Raw genomic sequence first — 19,175 nt, 5'->3', positions numbered from 1 at the left:
CGCACCAGCCAGGGGAGAGACGAAGCATCGTGGCCGACGATATCGACCGTGCCGAGCAGTCCGCGGCACTGACCGAGGAATCCCTCGCAGCCGCCGCCGAAGCCGCTGAGAAGGCGTTCGCCGCTGCCGCCGATCTGGACGCCCTGGCGAGCGCGAAAACCGAGTACATGGGCGGTAAGTCGCCGATCGCTCTCGCGCAGCGTTCCCTGGGCGCACTGCCCAAGGAGGAGAAGTCCGAGGCCGGTAAGCGCGTGAATGTCGCTCGCCAGCGTGTGACCGCGGCCTTCGAGGCGCGCAATGCCGTACTGCTCGCCGAGCGTGACGCGGCGGTCCTGGTGGCCGAGGCCATCGATGTGACTCAGCCCGCGCGCCGCACCGGGGTCGGCGCTCGCCATCCCATCAGCGCGCTCTCCGACCGGGTCGGCGATGTCTTCGTCGCCATGGGCTGGGAGATCGCCGAGGGTCCTGAGGTCGAGACCGAGCACTTCAATTTCGACGCCCTGAACTTCCTGCCGGATCATCCGGCACGCACTATGCAGGACACCTTCCATATCGCGCCGGAGGGTTCGCGGCAGGTGCTGCGTACGCACACCTCACCGGTTCAGGTGCGCTCCATGCTCTCTCGTGAGCTGCCCATCTATGTGGTGTGCCCTGGGCGCACGTTCCGCACCGATGAGCTCGATGCCACCCACACCCCGGTGTTCTCGCAGGTGGAGGGTCTGGCCATCGATAAGGGCCTGACCATGGCGCACCTCAAGGGCACCCTGGATCACTTCGCGCGCGCGCTGTTCGGTCCGAACACCACCACGCGGATGCGGCCCAGCTTCTTCCCCTTCACCGAACCGTCGGCCGAGGTCGATGTGTGGTTCGAGGACAAGAAGGGCGGGCCGGGCTGGGTCGAGTGGGGCGGCTGCGGCATGGTCAATCCGAAGGTGCTCATTGCCAGCGGAATCGACCCCGAGGTGTACAGCGGTTTCGCCTTCGGTATGGGTCTGGAGCGGACTCTGCAGTTCCGCAACGGCCTGCCCGATATGCGCGACATCGTCGAGGGCGACGTGCGTTTCACGCTGCCCTTCGGCATCCAAGCCTGACCCGACCCCCGCTGAGCCCAATCCACTAATCGAGGAAGCGAAACGTCAAGTGCGAGTAGCGCAGTCCTGGCTGACGGAAATCCTGCAGCGCACCACTCCCGGGTGGTCGGTGACGCCGGAGGAGCTCGACGCGGGGTTCGTCCGGGTCGGCCTGGAGGTCGAAGAGGTCGATCAGCTCCAGCGGGTGGGCGGTGACATCGAGCACCCCCTCGTTGTCGGCCGCGTCGCCGAGATCACCGAGCTGACCGAATTCAAGAAGCCGATCCGGTTCTGCAAGGTCGAGATCGGGCAGCCCGAACTGCAGGAGATCGTCTGCGGCGCACGGAATTTCGCCGTCGGCGATCTCGTGGTCGTGGTGCTGCCGGGTGGTGAGCTGCCCGGCGGCTTCCAGATCGCCTCGCGAAAGACGTACGGGCACACCTCCAATGGCATGATCTGCTCGGTCGCCGAACTCGCGATCGGCAAGGATCACAACGGGATTCTGGTGCTGGAGCCCGGCACCGCCGAACCCGGCACGGACGCCAATGAGCTGCTCGGACTTGACGATACGGTCATCGAGCTGGCCATCACCCCGGACCGCGGGTACGCGTTCTCTGCGCGCGGTCTGGCGCGTGAGCTGGCATGCGGCTTCGACCTGGAGTACCAGGATCCGGCCATGCGGCTGCTGCCCGATGCCGACGCCGAGGCGTGGCCGGTGCGGCTCGAACCCGAATCCCTGTGCACGCGTTTCGCGGTGCGCCGGGTCACCGGGGTCGACCCGAAGGCCATGAGCCCGTGGTGGTTGCAGCGGCGACTGCTGCTCTCGGGCGTGCGCCCGATCTCCCCGGCGGTCGATGTCACCAATTACGTGATGCTCGAGCTGGGTCAGCCACTGCACGCGTTCGATGCCGCCAAGGTGTCGGGTGGGATCGTGGTTCGCCGCGCGAACAAGGGCGAGACGCTGCGCACCCTCGATGAGGTGGAGCGCACCCTCGACGCGGAAGATGTTGTGATCGCCGATGATTCCGGCGTCATCTCCCTCGCGGGCATCATGGGCGGCGCGAGCACCGAGGTCGGTGGCGAATCCACCGATATCATTCTCGAGGCCGCCACCTGGAACCCGATCGCCGTGGCCCGCACCGCGCGCCGGCACAAGCTGGGCTCCGAGGCCAGCCGTCGCTTCGAGCGCATTGTCGATCCCGAGGTGAACCTGGCCGCACTGGATCGCGCCGCCACGCTGCTCGCCCAAATCGCCGGTGGCACAGTCGAATCCGTGCTCACCGATGTGCGCGTGCCGGTTCCGGCCGCCGCGCCCATCGTGATGAATATCGATCTGGCCGATCGCATCGCGGGTGTGCATTACGCGCCCGGCACATCGACTCGCCGCCTGCAGCAGGTCGGCTGCCTGGTCGAGGTCGGAGTCAGCGATGCCGGCCACGGACAGCTGATCGTCACGCCGCCGAGCTGGCGGCCCGACCTCACCCAGCCCGCCGACCTGGTGGAAGAGGTGCTGCGCCTGGAGGGTCTGGACAAGATCCCGTCCGTGCTGCCCACCGCTCCGGCCGGTCGCGGTCTGACCGCCGAGCAGAAGCGCCGCCGCGCGGTCAGCAAGGCCCTCGCGTTCGAGGGTTGCGTCGAGGTGCCGCCGCCGGTGTTCATGTCCCGTGAGGTCTTCGACATCTGGGGTCTGGACGCCGACGATCCGCGCCGCAACACCATGCGCGTGCTCAACCCCCTCGATGCCGACCGTCCCGAGCTGGCCTCCACGCTGCTGCCCGGACTGCTGGAAGTGGCCGCCCGCAATATCTCTCGCGGCGAACGCGACCTCGCCATCTACGGCATCGCCCAGGTGGTGCGCCGCACCGAGCAGACCGCTCCGGTCGGCCCGCTGCCGGTGGACCGTCGCCCCACCCAGGACGAGATCGATGTCCTGCTCCGCTCGCTGCCCGACCAGCCGGTGCACATCTCGGCCGTGCTGACCGGTAAGCGCGAACCGCGCGGACCGTGGGGACAGGGTCGCGCGGTCGAAGCCGCCGACGCCTTCGCATTGGTCGACGTGATCGCCGAGGCCGCCGGTGTGGTCATCGAACGCCGCGCCGTGGCCTACCTGCCGTGGCATCCGGGTCGCTGCGCCGAACTGCTCGTCGACGGCGAGGTGGTCGGCCACGCGGGTGAGCTGCACCCGGCCGTGCTCGAGCGCTCCAGCCTGCCCCCGCGCGCCTGCGCGCTGGTAGTCAACCTGGACGCCCTGCCACTGCGCGAAAACCGCCACGCCCCAGTGGTTTCCGCCTTCCCGGCGGTGCTCCAGGACGTGTCGGTCAGCGTCGACAAGGCCGTCCCGTCGGCTTCGGTGGAATCCGCATTGCGCACCGGCGCAGGCGAACTCCTCGAAAAGATCTCCCTCTTCGACGTGTACGAAGGCGCACAGGCCGGCGAGGGCCGCAAGTCCCTCACCTACGCATTGCGTTTCCGCGCGACCGACCGCACCCTCACCGAAGACGAGGCCAGCGCGGCCCGCGACTCGGCGGTGGCGGCGGCGGCAGATGCTGTGGGAGCGGTACTGCGCGGCTGATGTCCAACGAGATAGCTGGCGCGTTAGCTATCTACTTTCCCAGCATGCTGGGAAAGACTGACGTAGCATGAGTGAATCACCTTGGTGATGGCTGAGAGGATGGAGCGCCGGGCTACGGCGCCCCACCCGGATGGACTACCTAACCCAACTAATCAGTCGGATCAGGCACAGGACCCCGGCGACTGCGGCAGTGGCCAATGCAATCCATGCCCAGTTGTTCGGGGTCTCCTGCTTTTTCAGGGAATGTTTCCCCATTTCCATCACCATACTGGCTGGCAGGATTGCTGCGGGTTGCTTTGGCGGGGTGGGTTTTTCAATACCTTGCGGTCGGGTAAGAAGGGTGTATGCGGCATCCGGCGGAGACGATTCTCAATGCGCTGACCTATGTTCCGGGGGATCGGCGGATCTATGCGACGCCGGAGCACTTCGGGGTGGGGTTCGAGGATCTGTCCTTGCGGACCGCGGATGGGGAGACCGTCAATGCGTGGTTCGTGCGGGCGGTGGGGAAACCATTGGGGCACATACTGTTCGCGCACGGGAATGGCGGGAATATCGGGGATCGGTCGCCGGTGCTGGCCTTGCTCGCGGCGTCCGGGTTCGATGTGCTGATCTTCGATTACCGGGGGTACGGAAGCAGTAGCGGACGCCCCAGCGAGCGAGGGACTTACCTGGATGCGCGAGCGGCCCGGGAAGCCTTGCTCGCGCAGTCCGATATCGATCCGAAACAGGTTGTGTACCTTGGGAAATCGCTTGGCGGCGGGGTGATGCTGGAGTTGGCGAATGCGTTCCCGCCCGCCGCGCTGATCCTGATGTCGACCTTTACCGGGCTGCGGGATGCGGCGAAGGTGGTATATCCGTTGCTGCCGAAGGTGTTCGTGCCCAACGCTTATCCGAGTTCGAAGCGGATTCGGGGGCTGCGGTGTCCGGTGCTGATCATGCACGGGGATACCGATGAGTTGCTGCCGGTGCGAATGGGGCGCGAATTGTTCGCGGCGGCTCCGGAGCCCAAGGAATTGGTGATCTATCCGGGCGGTGCGCATAACGACATTGTGCTGATTCCGGGCTGGGCGAATACCGTGGCGGACTGGGTCGCGAAGGTAATCCCGAGCACGCGATAGTGCTTATGTGCGAGCGATATTGAGCAGGAATTCGGCATTGCTGCCGGTCTTGCGCAGGCCGTCCAGGAAGAGATCGAGCGAGCGCTGATCATCGAGTTCGGCCAGCGTGTGGCGGAGTTTGCTGACGGCGGTGTGCTCGGCCGGAGTGTGCAGCAGATCGTCGCGACGCGTGCTGGAGCGGGCGATATCGACCGCGGGGTGAACGTGGCGGCTCGCCAGATTGCGATCGAGTTTGAGTTCGGCATTGCCGGTGCCCTTGTACTCCTCGAAGATCACCGTGTCCGCGAGTGAACCGGTCTCGACCAGGGCGGTCGCGATAATGGTGAGCGAACCGCCGTGCTCGATATTGCGGGCCGAGCCGAGGAACTTCTTGGGCGGCAGCAGCGCGGTGGAATCCACACCGCCGGAAAGGATTCGGCCGGAGGCGGGCCCGGAGGTGTTGTAGGCGCGGGCCAGTCGGGTGAGCGAATCGAGCAGCACCACCACATCGCGGCCCTCTTCGACGAGCCGTTGTGCGCGTTCGATGGCGAGCTCCGCGAGCGCGGTCTGCTCGGCGGGGGAGTGGTCGAAGGTGGCGGCAATGACCTCGCCGGGGACACCGCGGGTGAATTCGGTGACCTCTTCCGGGCGTTCGCCGATCAGCACCAGCATGAGGTGCGCCTCCGGGTGATTGGCGGCGATCCCGTGTGCGATCGCTTGCAGCACAGAGGTTTTGCCCGCTTTCGGTGGTGCGACGATGAGGGCGCGCTGCCCCTTGCCGATCGGCATGATCAGGTCGGTGACCCGGGTGGTGAGCTTGTTCGCCGCGGTCTCGAGGCGCAGTCGCTCATCGGGATGGATGGGGGTGAGGTCGGCGAATCGCGGGCGGGCCTTGGCCTCGCCGGCGGGTCGTCCGTTCACCGAATCGACTCGAATGAGCGGAGCGAGCTTGCCGCCCTTGGCATTCGGTTGTGCCAGCCCGGCGATGGCATCGCCGCGGCGCAGTCCGTGCTCGCGAATCAGGCTGTTCGGGACATGGATGTCTCCCGGACCGGGCAGATATCCGTGGTGCCGGAGTACCGCCGTATGCCCGTTGATATCGAGTATTCCCGTTGCGGGAGAGAGTGTTTCGATGACCTCGAGGCCGAGGTCGGGATTGATGGTGGTCATGATGGTTCTCCTGAGGAAGATGTGGTGAACCGAGTTCGCCTATACGACAGCGTTGGAGCTGGATCGACAGCCGTCAGGCTGGATTCGAACTCGGGAGAGAAGAAATCTGGAGGGAGGGACTGCCGTCGACCTGCATCCTCGAGATTGCGACGCCACCACCGTACGCCCCGTTGGAAATCCGCGCAAGGGCAGGAGTCGAACGGGGTCCGCCACCGGGGCGAATGCTCAGGCGGGCAGACCGGTCACGATCGGCAGTAGGTAGGTGCGCGCGAATTCCCTGAGCTGCGAATCGGTCTCGAGTTCGAGGGTCGCGTGCGGTAGCAGAATCAGCGAATGCACTATGCGGCAGGCGATTTCGGCGCGTGCGGTGAGATCGCTTGCGGGAGCGAGCAATTCGCGTTCGACAGCGCGTTCCATGGCGTGCGTGGTGGCGGCCACCGCCATGGTGAAGATATCCGCCCCGTCCACGGTGAGCTTCATGACCACCCGCTCGGGCTCGACCATCAGCATGCGTTCGGCAACCGGGTGCGCGCGCCAGCGGTTCAAAACCGTCATGAACATTTCGGTGATGAGGTCGCCGATATTCCCGTGCCGCTCCGGAATGAGCGCCAGCTCGGCGAGCACGAGGGCCACCTCGCGGCTGAAGACCGCGGTCACCAGATTGTCGCGTGAGCCGACTCGGCGGTAGACGGTCACCCGGTCGACGCCCGCTTCCCGGGCCACGTCCTCGATGGTCGTCTTCTTGACCCCGACCCGCTGAAACTGGAGCAGGGCCGCGTCGAGAATCCGGGTATTGTCATCGGCCGTGGCACGGCTGGACGGGGCTTTCGACGCGGTTGGCACGGCTCAACGCTAGCAAACCCGACCACTTGTGCAACATTCGCACATATTTTGTTGCGTGCAACATTGCCATAGAATTTGTTGCACTGTACCGTCGGGTCATGGTTGAGCAGGACGGCGCAAAGACGCGCCAGTACCGTGAACAAGCCCATGCCATCGCCGCCCGCGATGTGCGTTTCGACTTCGAATCCGTTCCGCTGCACTATATTCCGGGTGAGGTGCTGGCCACCCACATTGTGAATGTGATGCACCTGGTGCTGCCCGAGGGGGAACGCGCCATGGCCCGGGCACTCGCCGAGGCGCTGCCGTATATCGACGACGAACGACTCCGCGAGGAGGTCACCGGCTTCGTCGGTCAGGAGTCCATGCACGCGAGCAGCCACGAGGGCGCGCGCGATCATCTGCGCGCCATCGGCCTCGAAGTGGACCACTATGTAACTGCCATCGCCCGGCTGGTGGACCGCGTTCTCGGCGATCACGGCCTCACCGGGCGGGCCCGCGAGGAGTGGCTCAAGGAGCGGCTCGGTCTGTTCGCGGGTATGGAGCACTACACGGCCGTGCTCGGCGAATGGCTCCTGGAGGCGGACATTCTCGAGACCAAAGGCATGCACCCGACCATGCTGGACCTGGTGCGCTGGCATGGCGCGGAGGAGGTGGAGCACCGCAGCGTCGTCTACGACGCCTACATGCATGTCGACGGCGGCTACGCCCGCAAGGCCCGCACCGCCATCCTCGCCGCCGCGACCCTGCTCCCGCTGTTCATCATCTCGACGGGCTACCTCTATCGCAAAGACCCCAGCCCGGATAAAGGCCGCTTCTGGGGCCTGCAATTCATCAACGCCACCCGGCGTGGCGTAATCCCGAGTTGGACAGTCTTCTTCAGTGAACTGCCGCGATATCTGCGTCCCGGATTCCATCCCTCCCAGCTGGGTCCGATGGATACGGCCCTGCGCTATCTCGCGCACTCACCCGCCGCACGGGCGGCGAACGGATGACGACAATGACTGATACGACCGGTCCAGCCGCGGGGCTGCGACTGCTCGGCGGCGTAATGGACGCATACCTGAAGGTCTTCGTCAGCGGTCCGGCGGCCCCGCTGTTGTCGCGGCCGAATCCGGTGCGGCGCAGTGGGTTCGACATCGATGTCGGCATCGGGACGCGCACTCGCGAGGCCGATGATGTGGTCAGCTTGACGCTGCGCCGGGCGGGCGGCGGTTCCTTGCCCGAGTGGCGGCCGGGGGCACATGTGGATGTGTTCCTGCCTTCCGGACTGCGGCGGCAATACTCGCTGTGCGGTGATCCGGCGGATCGGGATCGGTATCGGATCGCGGTGCGGCGGATTCCCGGGGGCAGTGCCTCGGCCGAGCTGCACGATGCGCTGCGGGTAGGGGATCGGCTGCGAATTCGCGGGCCGCGCAATGCCTTCACGCTCGTGGACGCGCCGTCGTACCTGTTCGTGGCGGGTGGGATCGGGATTACGCCGATTCTGCCCATGGCGCGGGCGGCGGGTGCGCGGGGGCGGCTCGTCTATGCGGGCCGTTCGCGTTCGACCATGCCGTTCCTCGATGAAATCCCCAGCGCGAGAATCCTTCCCGATGACGAATGCGGTACGCCGGATATGGCGGCGCTACTCGATACCGCCGAACCCGGTGCGGCCGTGTATGTCTGTGGTCCGCCGCCGATGCTGGCGGCCGCGCAGCGGTGCATGTTCGAGTCGAATCCGACCGGATCGCTGCATACGGAACGGTTTTCGGCGCGGCCGGTCGTGGATGGGCGGGAGTTCGGTATCACGCTCGCGCGTACCGGAACCACCCTGCGGGTCGGTGCCGAGGAGACGGCACTCGCGGCCGTGCGTCGTGCGCTGCCGAATGTCGCCTACTCCTGTCAGCAGGGGTTCTGTGGCTTCTGCGAGGTGGGTGTGCTGGCCGGCGCCGTCGATCATCGTGATCGGCTGCTCACCGAATCCGCACGGGCGCAACGCATATTGCTCTGTGTCTCGCGCGCGGCGGGCGATCAGCTCGTGCTCGACCTGTGATCTCGAAGGGAATTCAGCGGTAATGACCACACTGGTCGAACACACGCCCATCGCCATTGTCGGCGCGGGTTTCGGCGGTATCGGATTGGCGATCAAACTGCGGGAGGCCGGATTCGAGGACCTCGTGATTCTCGAGCGCGCGGACGATCTGGGCGGTACCTGGCAGGCCAATACCTATCCGGGTGCCGCGTGCGATGTGCCCTCGCACCTGTACAGCTTCTCGTTCGCGCCGAATCCGAACTGGTCCAGGACCTATGGACGGCAGTGGGAGATCCTGGAGTACCTGCGCGGTGTGGCCGTCGAGCATGATGTGCTGCGGTTCATGCGTTTCGGCGTGGAGCTCCTGGATGCGCGCTGGGACGAGGGTGAATCGCGCTGGCGGATCGAGACGAGCGCGGGACCGCTCACCGCGGATTTCCTGATCTCCGCGACCGGCGTCTTCGCCGAGGCGAAGTATCCGGACCTGCGGGGCCTGAATACGTTCGAGGGCAAGACCTTCCACTCCCTGCACTGGGACCATGATCACGATCTGACCGGTGAGCGGGTCGCGGTCATCGGCACCGGAGCCTCCGCGGTGCAGTTCGTGCCGGAGATCCAGCCTATGGTGGGCAAACTGCTGTTGTTCCAGCGTTCGGCCCCCTGGATCGTCCCGCGCATGGACCGGAACACCTGGGACCTGGAACGGTATCTGCTGGACCGTATACCGTTGGCGCAGAGCCTCATTCGCGGCGGCTTCTACTCCGCGATCGAGGCGTTCGGGCTCATCTCGCTGGTCGACAAGCGCTTCCGGCACCCGTATGAGGCGCTCGCGCGCTGGCAGCTGCGGCGGCAGGTCCGCGATCCCGCGCTGCGGGCCAAACTCCTGCCCGACTATGTCATCGGCTGTAAGCGCGCTATCTTCTCCGACGCCTACCTGCCGGCCCTCGATCAACCCAATGCGGAGGTGATCACCGAAGCCATCGCGGAGGTGCGCCCGCACTCCATTGTGCTGCGTGACGGTACCGAGCATGCCGTGGACACCATTGTCTTCGGTACCGGATTCACCTCCATACCAACGGCTTACGACCGCTACATCGGCTCGGACGGCCGCAGCCTGGCCCGGCTGTACGACAAGGAGCCGCAGAGCTATCTGGGTGTCGCGGTCGCCGGCTTCCCCAATTTCTTCTGCACCCTCGGCCCGTTCGGGGCGGCCGGGAACCAGTCGGCTATCTTCATGATCGAATCGCAGATCGCCTATATCGTCGATGCGTTGACCATATTGCGCCGCAACCGAGCTCGCCGAGTACAGGTGCGCCCGCGCGCCCAGCAGGCCTTCCTCGCCGAGATGGGCTACCGCAGTACGAACACCGTCTGGCTCACCGGGGGTTGCCGGAGCTACTACACCACCGCCGACGGACGCAATGCCGGGCTCTATCCGAACTGGAGTTTCGAATATCGCCGTCGCACAGCGAAATTCGATGTCGAGAACTATGAGGTGACGCGATGATGCGACTGCTGGCCCTGCTGTCCTCGGAAGAGGGCGGCCATCGGGTCGCCGGGCAGACCGTACTGATCACCGGGGCCGGGCAGGGTATCGGCCACGAGCTCGCGGTACTGCTGCACGAACGCGGTGCGCGGGTGGCGCTGGTCGATATCGACGGTCATGCCGTCGCCGCCATCGCGCATCGTCTCGGCGATCGCGCACTGGCCGTCACCGCGGATGTCGCGGATCGAGAAGCCATGCGGCAGGCCGTGATTCGCACCGTCGCGCACTTCGGTGGCCTGGATGTGGTGGTGGCGAACGCGGGTGTGGTGCCGCGCCCGGCGACCCTGCGCATGATGGAAGAGGCCGATTTCGATCGCGTCATCGATATCAATCTGACCGGTGTGTTCAATACCGTGCGCCCGGCATTGGACCATATCGTCACCGCCCGTGGGCATGTCGTGGTGATCTCCTCGTGCGCCGCGTTCGCGCCGGGCATGGCGGGCGCGCCGTACATGATCAGCAAGGCGGGTGTGGAGCAGCTCGGCCGCGCCCTGCGCGTGGAGCTGGCACCGTTCGGCGCGACCGCGGGCATCGCCTACTTCGGCATAGTGGATACGGATATGACCCGCGCGACCCTGGATCGCGATGATCTCGGCCGTGACCTCGATGATCTACTGCCCTGGCCGCTCAATGTCCGTATTACGGCCGCCCGGGCCGCCGAGGTGATCGCAAACGGTATCGAGCGCCGTTCGGCCCGCACCGTCGCACCGCTGGGCTGGGAGCCGTATGCGCTGTTCCGCGGCCTGGTGAATGTGGTGCTGGATCGCACGCTGGCCGCGGACCCCCGGGTGCACGATCTCGTGCGCCGGGCCGAACAGCGCCGGGTGCGCTCGTAGCCGATACCGGTCGCCCGGGCCCGTGCGTAGCCTGGTCACCATGAGCGATGCCAAGGATTTCGGATCGGAATTGGCGGGGCTGTCGGACGCCGAGTTGGCGGCCGTGGTGGCGACGGCCACGCAGGGACGCGCGGGGCTGGCCGCATTGCACGCGGTGGCCGCGTCGGTGGCGGCCACCATCGGTCATACGTCGAACGTGATCGATGTGACTCCGGACACGGAAGAGGAGGCGTTCTCGCCGCCGGTATCTGTCCCGGACACATACGGGCAGGTCGCGGGCGGTCCGGTCGTCACTGGTGTACCGGTACCTCCGACGGGTATCCCGGTCGCGCCGGGCATAGGCGGGTATACCGGCTCCGGTGTCCCTACTTTCGAGTCAGTTCGCGATAAGGTCGAGCAGCGCTACGGCACCGCACAGGGGATGGGCGAGCTCGATCGGCAGACACCAGTGGGTCGTAGCGTCGAGGAACAGTGGGACGCGCGGGAGAAAGCCGCGCGGGAACGCCTGGAACAGATTCGAAAATCGGTGCACGGCAACGATTCCGACTGAACTCGGCGATCCCCTCTTGATGATGGGTGGAACCCTATGACCGAGCCGCGCGAAATCGCCGAACGGCTACTCGACCTGCAAGTCGACTTCGTACTCGCCGAGGTGACCGGCGATCGATTCGCCGAGGTCATCGGCCGCGATGTGGAGGCGGTGATCGGCGTCGCCGACACCATTATCTTCCGCGATGTGGTCGAGATCGATCAGGCCAAGGAAACCGTCGCCAATGTGATCAACCTGATCGGCGGTAGCCCGGTACTGGGCGAAATGGTCGGCACGCTGGCCAATTCGCTCTACACCGATATCGCCACCAATAACGACTACACCCTCGGTGACGTGGTGGAGCGCGAGCCGGTGGAGCAGTTGCTGGAGAAGATCTTCGGCATGCACCAGGCGCAGGAGCGAATCCTGGAGCGGCTCACCGAGAGTCCGCTCATCGCCACCGTCGCCGCGAAGTTCGTCGACAAGCTGATCGACGACTTCATGGAGAGCAATCGCCAGATGGCGAACAAGATCCCGGGCGTGGGCTCGCTGGTCTCCTTCGGCACCTCCGCCGCCAAGCAGGCCCGCAAGGCCGCCGAGAAGGCCACCGGCGACGGCACCTTCCTCGGCGAAATGGCCGGTAAGGGAGCGCAATTCGCGCTCAAGCGGACCAATAACGCCATTCGCGAAATGCTGCGCGACGCCCCGGTGCACGACGCCGCCATGGAGTTCTGGGATCTGCACGCGGGTGAGCCGGTCAGCGGATTGCGCGAATACCTTTCGCAGCAGGATCTCTACGATCTCGCGCTGATTGTCTACCGCATCGCGCTCACCACGCGCGAGAAGGAGTACTTCGGCGTCCTGGTCGATCAGGGTGTCGAGGTGTTCTTCGAGAAGTACGGCGATCACACCCTGGCGGCGCTGCTGCCCGAGCTCGGTCTCTCGGGCGAGGATATCGGCAATGAGCTGCTGCGCTACGGCCCGGCCGTGGTCGAGGCCGCCAAGCGTAATGGTGTGCTGGCCAAGCTGATTCGCGAGCGACTGGAGCCGTTCTTCCTCTCCGACGAGGTCATCGCCGTGCTGGCGGAGGCCACCAAGTAGCCGATCGGCGCCCGGGTTCGCCTGGGCACCAACAATACCGGAGGCGCAATGAGACTACCGATCACCGGTGAGCGCCTCACGGTGTTGTCACCAGGGCCCTATGTGATCCTGCTGGGCGCCGGTGTGTACGAGATTCATATCGAGGGTGAGCTGGTGGTGCATCGCGCGATCGGCTCGACCTCGCACCGGCTCGCGGGGGAGTCTGGGCCGGAGGATCTGTCCTCCGCGGTGGACGGCGTAATCGTCTCCGCCACAGTCGAATCCAACGGCGAGCTGCGTATCGACCTGGACTCCGGACATCGCATAGTCGTCGAGCCCGACCAGTACTTCGAGGCTTGGCATGTGACCGATCCGGGCCGCTACCTGGTGGCGTGTATGCCGGGCGGCGAATTGGCCGTGTGGCCGAAGGACGCCTGAGGATATTGCACGGCGGTCGGTGCCGATCCGGCCCGCCGTGCCGAATGCCCCGCGGCACGGTTCGCCGGTCCATCGTCGGCATCGATGGGTCCTGGCGTCCGTGCCGTCCCCTCCCGGCATCCCGCGTGTGCCGCACTGCGTTGGACGGCCCTGCGAGCATCGCGGGTGGCCGGGTGACCGGTCAAGGCGAAGCCCTGTCCCAATTTGTCCCACTTGGTGGATTTGCATAAGTTCGGTGCGGGCTGAATGAAGGAGTGCGGGCGTGGACGAGGCACAGTCGGCGATTGCGGGCTACCTGCGAACCCGGCGGGAGTCGGCGGGAGTCGGCGGGGCTGACCCGAGCCGAATTGGCCAGGCGAGCTGGGGTCTCCGAGGCGCTCATCCAGAAGGTGGAGCAGGGGACTCGGCAGGCCACCCCGACCGCGCTGGGGGCACTGTTCCAGACCCTCGAGGTGCCGGTGCAGTACATCGGCCATGTCACCAGCGTGCTACTGCCCGAACTCGCCGGACTGGTGACCGAGGGCGGCTATCCGGAGCGGCTCGAACTCGACTTCCTGAACAGCCTGCCCTATCCGGCGGGCTATCAAACCATGCCCGCCATGGACCTGCTCGCCGCGAATGACGCCTACCGCAAGGCTTTTCCGGGCCTGGACCCCGGAACCAATATCATCGCCTGGATGCTGCTGGATCCCATCGCGCGTTATGTGATGCGCGACTGGGAACGCGAGGCGCACATGATGGTGTACATGTTCCGGCACGCCTCCCCCGGTGTCACCGCGCCCGAGCGCATCGAGGAGATCACCCGACTCTGCTCGAAATCCCCCGACTGGCAACGCTTCTGGGATACCGAGATTCCGCCGAACGACATCCACCGCCGCCCCACCCAGTTCCTTTCCCCCGAGACCGGCGACTGGATCACCATGCAGATGCAGGTCTTCCGCTGCGAAATGCCGCACCGCCCGTGGTACATGTACACCCTCACCCCGGTTCCGGACGAGATTTAATCCGCTATCGCCCTGCGGCACAGCCTGTTAGCGTTGATCTCAGCAACGGCGAAAGGAATGGCGATGACCGGCAACACCACCCCCGAACGCTATTCCTCGGAGTCTTTAGAACGCTGAAAAGCGCTTCGGCTCACCCGTATTCACGCCGTCCGATTCACCCGAACAGCCGCACGCATTTCGCGAAATCACGGCGCAGTCGCTCTGCTGGTCATGGGCAGCCTGACCTTCACTCAGGACCTCCGTCGGTTCGATTCCGACCTGCGTCACGGCCTCGTGCTCCGTTGGTTCGGGCACCCTGGTTCTCAGCCAGGACTACGCGGGTTCGATTCCCGCCGGGGTCACCACCTCTGCTTTCGCATCCGAAACCGCTGCCGTGCAACGAATTTCGCCGACGTACGGTGGGTGGCGTCGTTCTCGATGCGGGAAGTGTCAGGGTATGGCTGCCAGTGGTTCCCATGCGGACATGGCGGCGGTGACGATGGCCTCCAAGTCGGTGCGGGTGGCACCGTCGCGGGCCTGTATCGACATGCCCTGCTGGACCGTGGTGTAGAACGCGGCCATGGTGTCGACAGTCGCCGTACCCGGAAGGTCACCCTCGTCGACCGCGCGTCGCAGCCGGGCCGCGATCGCGGCTTGCATACCTTGACGAAGGTCGGCGAGGAATGCTTGGACGTCTGGACCAATCCCGGTCCGAGCGGCCGTCACGACCATGCATCCGGGCGGATACGCGGGATCGGCGTAGAAGTCGGCGCTCATCGACAGCATTCCGTGCACTGCCTCGCGGGCGACGGGTGCCTGGTCGAGCGCGAGGCGCGCCGGATTGCCCGCGATCGAATCGTAAAGTGCCACAGCCGCACGGAAGAGTTGTTCCTTGGAGCCGAAGCAGGCGTAGATGCTGGGCGATGCGATCCCCATCGCGGTCGTGAGGTCTGTCATCGACGTCCCCTCATACCCGTTGCTCCAGAACGCAACCATCGCCTGTCGTAGCACGGCGTCGCGGTCGAAGCCGCGGGGGCGGCCACGCTCTCCCATCTCTACCTGCCTTCTGTGTTCCGCCAATTCTGTGTTGTCCGTTAAAGATATCTCTTGACGCGGCGTTCGGGGCACTGCTACCTATTTCTGTGTCGATCAACATAAAAATAGGGGGATGGGTACATGGCAATCGAACGGAACCCTTGGAGGGCGCTGGGCGCGCTGTGCGTGGGCTACTTCATGATCCTGTTGGACATGACCATCGTCGCGGTGGCGAATCCCGCGATCATGAGCGGCCTGAATACCGGTGTGCCCCAGGTGATCTGGGTAACGAGCGCTTATCTGCTCACCTTCGCGGTGCCGCTGCTGATCACCGGCCGCCTCGGCGACCGGTTCGGGCCGAAATACCTGTATCTGGTGGGACTTTCGGTGTTCACGCTGGCGTCGTTGTGGTGCGGCCTGGCCGGCAGCATCGGCTCGCTGATCGCCGCACGAGCCGTGCAGGGTCTCGGCGCGGCATTGATTGCGCCGCAGACGATGGCGGTGATCGGCCGAATCTTCCCGTGGGACAAGCGGGGTGCGGCAATGGGGGTGTGGGGCGGAGTCGCGGGCATCGCCACGCTGGTGGGGCCGATCTTCGGCGGTCTGCTCATCGACAACGGCGGATGGCAATGGATTTTCTATGTCAACGTGCCGATCGGCTTGATCGCGATTGTGTTGGGCGCGTGGCTGATTCCGGTGCTGCCGACGAACGGCCATCGCTTCGACATCCCCGGGATGATTGTCGTCGCGATCGGAATGTCTGCATTGGTGTTCGGCCTCCAGGAGGGCAACACCTACCACTGGGCGGGCTGGGTGTGGGGCTTGATTTCAGGCGGTCTCGCCATCCTGGCGTTGTTCCTGGTGTACCAGGGCCGCACGAAGATCGAACCGCTGGTACCGCTGGGCCTGTTCCGGAATCGCAATTTCTCGCTCGGCAATCTGGCCACCGGTGCGCTGGGCGCGGCGATGACGGCGCAGATGGTGCCGTCGTACTTCTACCTGCAGGCGGTGCGCGACCTGTCACCGACCAAGGCGGCGTTGGTGTTCGCCCCGATGGCGGTGGTCTCCGCCATTTTGTCGCCCGTGGTCGGCAAGCTCTCGGACAGGGTGCCGCCGCGCTATCTGCTGACCTTCGGGTTCGCCCTGTTCACTCTGGCGGTGTTGTGGTTCATCGGTCTGGCCACCCCGCACGGGTCGATCGCGCTGATGTGTGTGATGTCGGTGCTCTGCGGAATCGGCAGCTCCTGCATTTGGGCACCGCTCCCGGCGACGGCGCTGCGGGGCCTGCCGTTGCGGCAGATGGGGGCGGCCTCGGGTATCTACAACACCACCCGCCAGGTCGGCTCGGTGCTCGGTAGCGCGGGCATCGGCGCGCTCCTGACCGCCCGCATGGCGGCGCATTCGCTGCCCGTCTCGGCCGGCGAAGGCCACCTCCCCGAACCCTTCAAGACGCCCTACGCCTCGGCCCTGACCGACTCGCTGTACCTCACGGTGATCCTGCTGGCGGTCTGTGCGGTCACCGCGGCGTTCTTCACCTCGACCACAACGGTCGGCACCGCGTCGTCACCGGCAGGGCGAAAGGCACAGGAAGACTTGGCCGTTCAGCAATAGCTGGTCCGCATCGGGTAGATCATTTCGCGGTGGCCCGGCTCAGTACGGCCATGGGAAATTTGCGGGGGCTCAGCGCGCGGTAGGTGTCGAAGTCGGGGTAGGCGGCTGCCAGTGTGCGCCAGTGCTTTTCGTATTCTTCGTCGTCGGCGACGATGCGGACGTCGACCGGCCAGGTGTCGGGTCCTACCCGGACTTCGGCGGTGGGTCGGGCGGCGAGGTTGTGCCACCAGTTGGGGGTGCCCGGATGGCCGCCGTTGGAGCCGCAGACCAGCAGGTCGTCGCCGTCGCGGATGAGCATGAGCATGACGGGGCGGGGCTCGCCGGATTTGCGGCCGGTGACGATGAGCTGGAAGACCGGTTTGCCCTGCAGCATATTGCCGCGGGTGCCGCCCGAGGCGGTGTAGACGCGGCTGTTGCGGCGGGCGAAGGCGCGCGCGGCGAAGCCCAGATAGATGCTGGAGTAGTGGTTGAAGCGGCCGCTCAGGGTGAGGTTGCCGGTATCGGAGCTCTTGCCTGCCATCTGTTTTCCCATGCTCAGCGCGTTGTGTCGCGGCTCACTTTACATGCTGTCCAGCGAGTGGCCGGGGGTCAGTTCACGCAGGGGATGCTGCCGCCGATGGTGGTGGTCACCGGCTTGCCATTGTCGGGGGTGTCGGAGGTGGACGCGGCCGCCTTGGAGGTGGTCGTCGTGGTTGTGGTGCTGCTCGCGGCGGTGGGGTCGAGGGTTTCCGGAATCTCGAAATCGGTGCCCAGCACCAGCTTTATCTGCCCGGCACCGAGCGTGGTCGATGCGGCGGGTGTGACACTGCCGCCCAGCAGGTCGGCGAGGGACTGCGCGTCGACGTCGGCTCCCGCACCGTAGTAGAGCACGGTCGAGGTGCCGTCGGAGTAGGTGGCATTACCGACATTGCCCTGCGTGAATCCCTTGTCGCTCAGCGTCTTCGACACCTTCGCGGCCATTCCGGGCGTGCCGGTCGCATTCACCACATCCACGGTGGAGGTGGGTGTGGTGCGCGGTGCGGCGGCGACGGTCGGCTGTTCCACCCCGAACGCGCTGCGCACCTCCTTCTTGATGGCGGCCGGATCGATAATGTTCACGTCCTGGCCGTCGACCATGTCGTAGCGCAGTACCGGCAGCGTCCGGAACTCCACCGATGGCGAGTTGGCGCGTCCGAGCGTGGTGATGAAGTCGGTGAGGCTCCAGCCGTCCGAGAGCACCACATCGCGGTGCGCCACATCCATCAGCGCCTTCATCTTGCCGAGATTGGTAATGGTGCCGGAGTCCTTGAGCTGCTTGGAAACCGAGGTCAGGAAGGCCTGCTGCCGATGCGTGCGATCGAGGTCGCCGTTCTCCAGTCCATGCCGCTGCCGCACGAACGACAGCGCGTTGGCTGCGTCGAGATGCTGTGGCCCAGCGGGGAATACGGCTCCGGAGAAGTAACTGTCGTCGACCGCGTGATTGAGGCAGACATCGACGCCGCCGAGCGCGTCGGCCAGATGATAGAACCCGACGAGTGATACCTCGGCGAACCGGTTGATCGGCACCCCGGTGAGCGATTTGACCGCCTGCACGATGGAGGCGCGCCCGGCCTCGCGACCCTGGCGCTCCAGCTCGTTCTTATCGGTCATGCCCTGCGCCTTGAGCTTCTCCTCGGCGTAGAACTTCTTGAGCCCGTACGCCTCTTTGATCTTGATGTGGTCGTAGCCGGGAATCCCGCTGGCGGGCACATAGTCGTCGCGCGGAATCGAGAAGGCGACGATCTTCTTCAGATCCTTCGGAATGTGCACCAGGATCAGCGAATTGGCGTTGTAGCCGCCTTCGGACCCGTCGCCGGCGTGCAGCTGATCGAGAATATCCTTGGAAAGATCGTTGCCATTGAGGTCTTTTCGGGTATCCAGGCCGATGAGCAGGATATTGATATCGCCGCCGAGTGACCGGTCCTCCTCGGAGATGACACCGGTCTTCTGGAATCCGTTGTCCAGACTCGTCTCTCCGTACCAGAAGGCACCGGTGACGCCGATCACGCTGACGGCGGCCATGGACATCAGCCCGCGGCCGGCGTACCGCAGGCGATTGGAATCGGCGGAGCGGCGGTGCGAAGTCGGCCCCGCTCGCCGGGTACGGCGCGGCTCGGGCGAAGGCGTCTGCGCTACTCCGTGCGTTCCGCCGGAGCGGAAGACGGGCAGCTGCTCGGTGTCGTCGTCGTACATGGCTCTGTCGAGTGTGCCGGAGCCCTCACGTCTTGTCACAACGTGCGGCTCCGGCCTCAGCGGCGTCTCAGTTTTCGGCAATGGCGAATGCGTCGATCTCGACGAGCATTTCGGCGTGCGGCAGGCCGGCCGATATGACGGTC

Annotated in this window: 17 protein-coding genes and 2 tRNA genes; 14 read left to right on the top strand and 5 right to left on the bottom strand. The window is 65.5% G+C overall.

Annotation, left to right across the window (positions count from 1 at the left end; genetic code table 11):
* Nucleotides 1-29 precede the first annotated feature (29 nt).
* The 3 genes from pheS to GFY24_RS21070 all read left to right on the top strand — a co-directional run bounded on the left by pheS (nt 30) and on the right by GFY24_RS21070 (nt 4,760).
* The gene (pheS, locus tag GFY24_RS21080; RefSeq protein WP_309231128.1) at nt 30-1,091 is read left to right on the top strand and encodes a phenylalanine--tRNA ligase subunit alpha; all 1,062 of its coding nucleotides are present in this window, start codon (nt 30-32) and stop codon (nt 1,089-1,091) included.
* Nucleotides 1,092-1,140: 49 nt separating this feature from the next.
* Nucleotides 1,141-3,642 (top strand): phenylalanine--tRNA ligase subunit beta, encoded by a 2,502-nt coding sequence (pheT, locus tag GFY24_RS21075; RefSeq protein WP_309231127.1) that lies wholly within the window; start codon nt 1,141-1,143, stop codon nt 3,640-3,642.
* A gap of 344 nt (nt 3,643-3,986) precedes the next feature.
* A complete protein-coding gene (locus GFY24_RS21070) occupies nt 3,987-4,760 on the top strand; it encodes an alpha/beta hydrolase (RefSeq protein ID WP_153806793.1) in 774 nt (257 codons plus the stop codon).
* 3 nt (nt 4,761-4,763) lie between these two features.
* On the opposite strand, the gene rho is transcribed toward GFY24_RS21070, so the two are convergent.
* Nucleotides 4,764-5,909: a transcription termination factor Rho gene (gene rho, locus GFY24_RS21065; RefSeq protein ID WP_153806792.1), complete on the bottom strand. Its 1,146-nt coding sequence runs from the start codon at nt 5,907-5,909 to the stop codon at nt 4,764-4,766.
* Nucleotides 5,910-6,134: 225 nt separating this feature from the next.
* Nucleotides 6,135-6,752 carry a helix-turn-helix domain-containing protein gene (locus tag GFY24_RS21060; protein WP_309231126.1) on the bottom strand — a complete coding sequence of 206 codons (618 nt, stop codon included), beginning with the start codon at nt 6,750-6,752 and terminating at the stop codon, nt 6,135-6,137.
* 98 nt (nt 6,753-6,850) lie between these two features.
* Between GFY24_RS21060 and GFY24_RS21055 the strand changes: the two genes are divergently transcribed.
* From GFY24_RS21055 to GFY24_RS21010, 10 genes are all read left to right on the top strand, one after another.
* On the top strand, nt 6,851-7,744 hold the full coding sequence (locus GFY24_RS21055; RefSeq protein WP_153806791.1) for a metal-dependent hydrolase: 894 nt from the start codon (nt 6,851-6,853) through the stop codon (nt 7,742-7,744).
* 5 nt (nt 7,745-7,749) lie between these two features.
* Nucleotides 7,750-8,784 (top strand): PDR/VanB family oxidoreductase, encoded by a 1,035-nt coding sequence (locus GFY24_RS21050; RefSeq protein ID WP_153806790.1) that lies wholly within the window; start codon nt 7,750-7,752, stop codon nt 8,782-8,784.
* Nucleotides 8,785-8,806: 22 nt separating this feature from the next.
* Nucleotides 8,807-10,270, top strand: coding sequence for an NAD(P)/FAD-dependent oxidoreductase (locus GFY24_RS21045; RefSeq protein WP_153806789.1), 1,464 nt, complete (start codon nt 8,807-8,809; stop codon nt 10,268-10,270).
* Entirely contained in the window at nt 10,267-11,145 is an 879-nt protein-coding gene (locus tag GFY24_RS21040) for a short-chain dehydrogenase/reductase (RefSeq protein WP_153806788.1), read from the top strand. The genes GFY24_RS21045 and GFY24_RS21040 overlap by 4 nt, the downstream gene beginning before the upstream one ends.
* A 40-nt stretch (nt 11,146-11,185) precedes the next feature.
* Entirely contained in the window at nt 11,186-11,695 is a 510-nt protein-coding gene (locus GFY24_RS21035) for a PspA/IM30 family protein (RefSeq protein WP_153806787.1), read from the top strand.
* 36 nt (nt 11,696-11,731) lie between these two features.
* On the top strand, nt 11,732-12,775 hold the full coding sequence (locus GFY24_RS21030) for a hypothetical protein (protein ID WP_153806786.1): 1,044 nt from the start codon (nt 11,732-11,734) through the stop codon (nt 12,773-12,775).
* Between the two features lie 48 nt (nt 12,776-12,823).
* Entirely contained in the window at nt 12,824-13,192 is a 369-nt protein-coding gene (locus GFY24_RS21025) for a DUF6188 family protein (protein ID WP_153806785.1), read from the top strand.
* A 284-nt stretch (nt 13,193-13,476) separates the two neighbouring features.
* The gene (locus GFY24_RS21020) at nt 13,477-14,196 is read left to right on the top strand and encodes a helix-turn-helix domain-containing protein (RefSeq protein ID WP_194852956.1); all 720 of its coding nucleotides are present in this window, start codon (nt 13,477-13,479) and stop codon (nt 14,194-14,196) included.
* Nucleotides 14,197-14,385: 189 nt separating this feature from the next.
* A tRNA-Glu gene (locus tag GFY24_RS21015) sits at nt 14,386-14,462 on the top strand.
* A gap of 1 nt (nt 14,463) precedes the next feature.
* A tRNA-Glu gene (locus GFY24_RS21010) sits at nt 14,464-14,540 on the top strand.
* Nucleotides 14,541-14,625: 85 nt separating this feature from the next.
* Here the strand turns inward: GFY24_RS21010 and GFY24_RS21005 are convergent.
* A complete protein-coding gene (locus GFY24_RS21005) occupies nt 14,626-15,132 on the bottom strand; it encodes a TetR/AcrR family transcriptional regulator (RefSeq protein WP_375336074.1) in 507 nt (168 codons plus the stop codon).
* A 219-nt stretch (nt 15,133-15,351) separates the two neighbouring features.
* Between GFY24_RS21005 and GFY24_RS21000 the strand changes: the two genes are divergently transcribed.
* On the top strand, nt 15,352-16,821 hold the full coding sequence (locus tag GFY24_RS21000) for a DHA2 family efflux MFS transporter permease subunit (RefSeq protein ID WP_153806782.1): 1,470 nt from the start codon (nt 15,352-15,354) through the stop codon (nt 16,819-16,821).
* Nucleotides 16,822-16,840: 19 nt separating this feature from the next.
* On the opposite strand, the gene GFY24_RS20995 is transcribed toward GFY24_RS21000, so the two are convergent.
* Together GFY24_RS20995 and GFY24_RS20990 are read right to left on the bottom strand one after the other, a co-directional pair.
* Nucleotides 16,841-17,341 carry a nitroreductase/quinone reductase family protein gene (locus GFY24_RS20995; RefSeq protein WP_194852955.1) on the bottom strand — a complete coding sequence of 167 codons (501 nt, stop codon included), beginning with the start codon at nt 17,339-17,341 and terminating at the stop codon, nt 16,841-16,843.
* 68 nt (nt 17,342-17,409) lie between these two features.
* Nucleotides 17,410-18,867, bottom strand: a complete 1,458-nt coding sequence (locus GFY24_RS20990) for an LCP family protein (protein ID WP_228566535.1) — start codon at nt 18,865-18,867, stop codon at nt 17,410-17,412.
* Nucleotides 18,868-19,175: the final 308 nt, after the last annotated feature.

Source organism: Nocardia sp. SYP-A9097 (assembly GCF_009649815.1).
Lineage (GTDB): Bacteria > Actinomycetota > Actinomycetes > Mycobacteriales > Mycobacteriaceae > Nocardia.
This window is presented reverse-complemented; position numbering and strand designations above follow the sequence as displayed.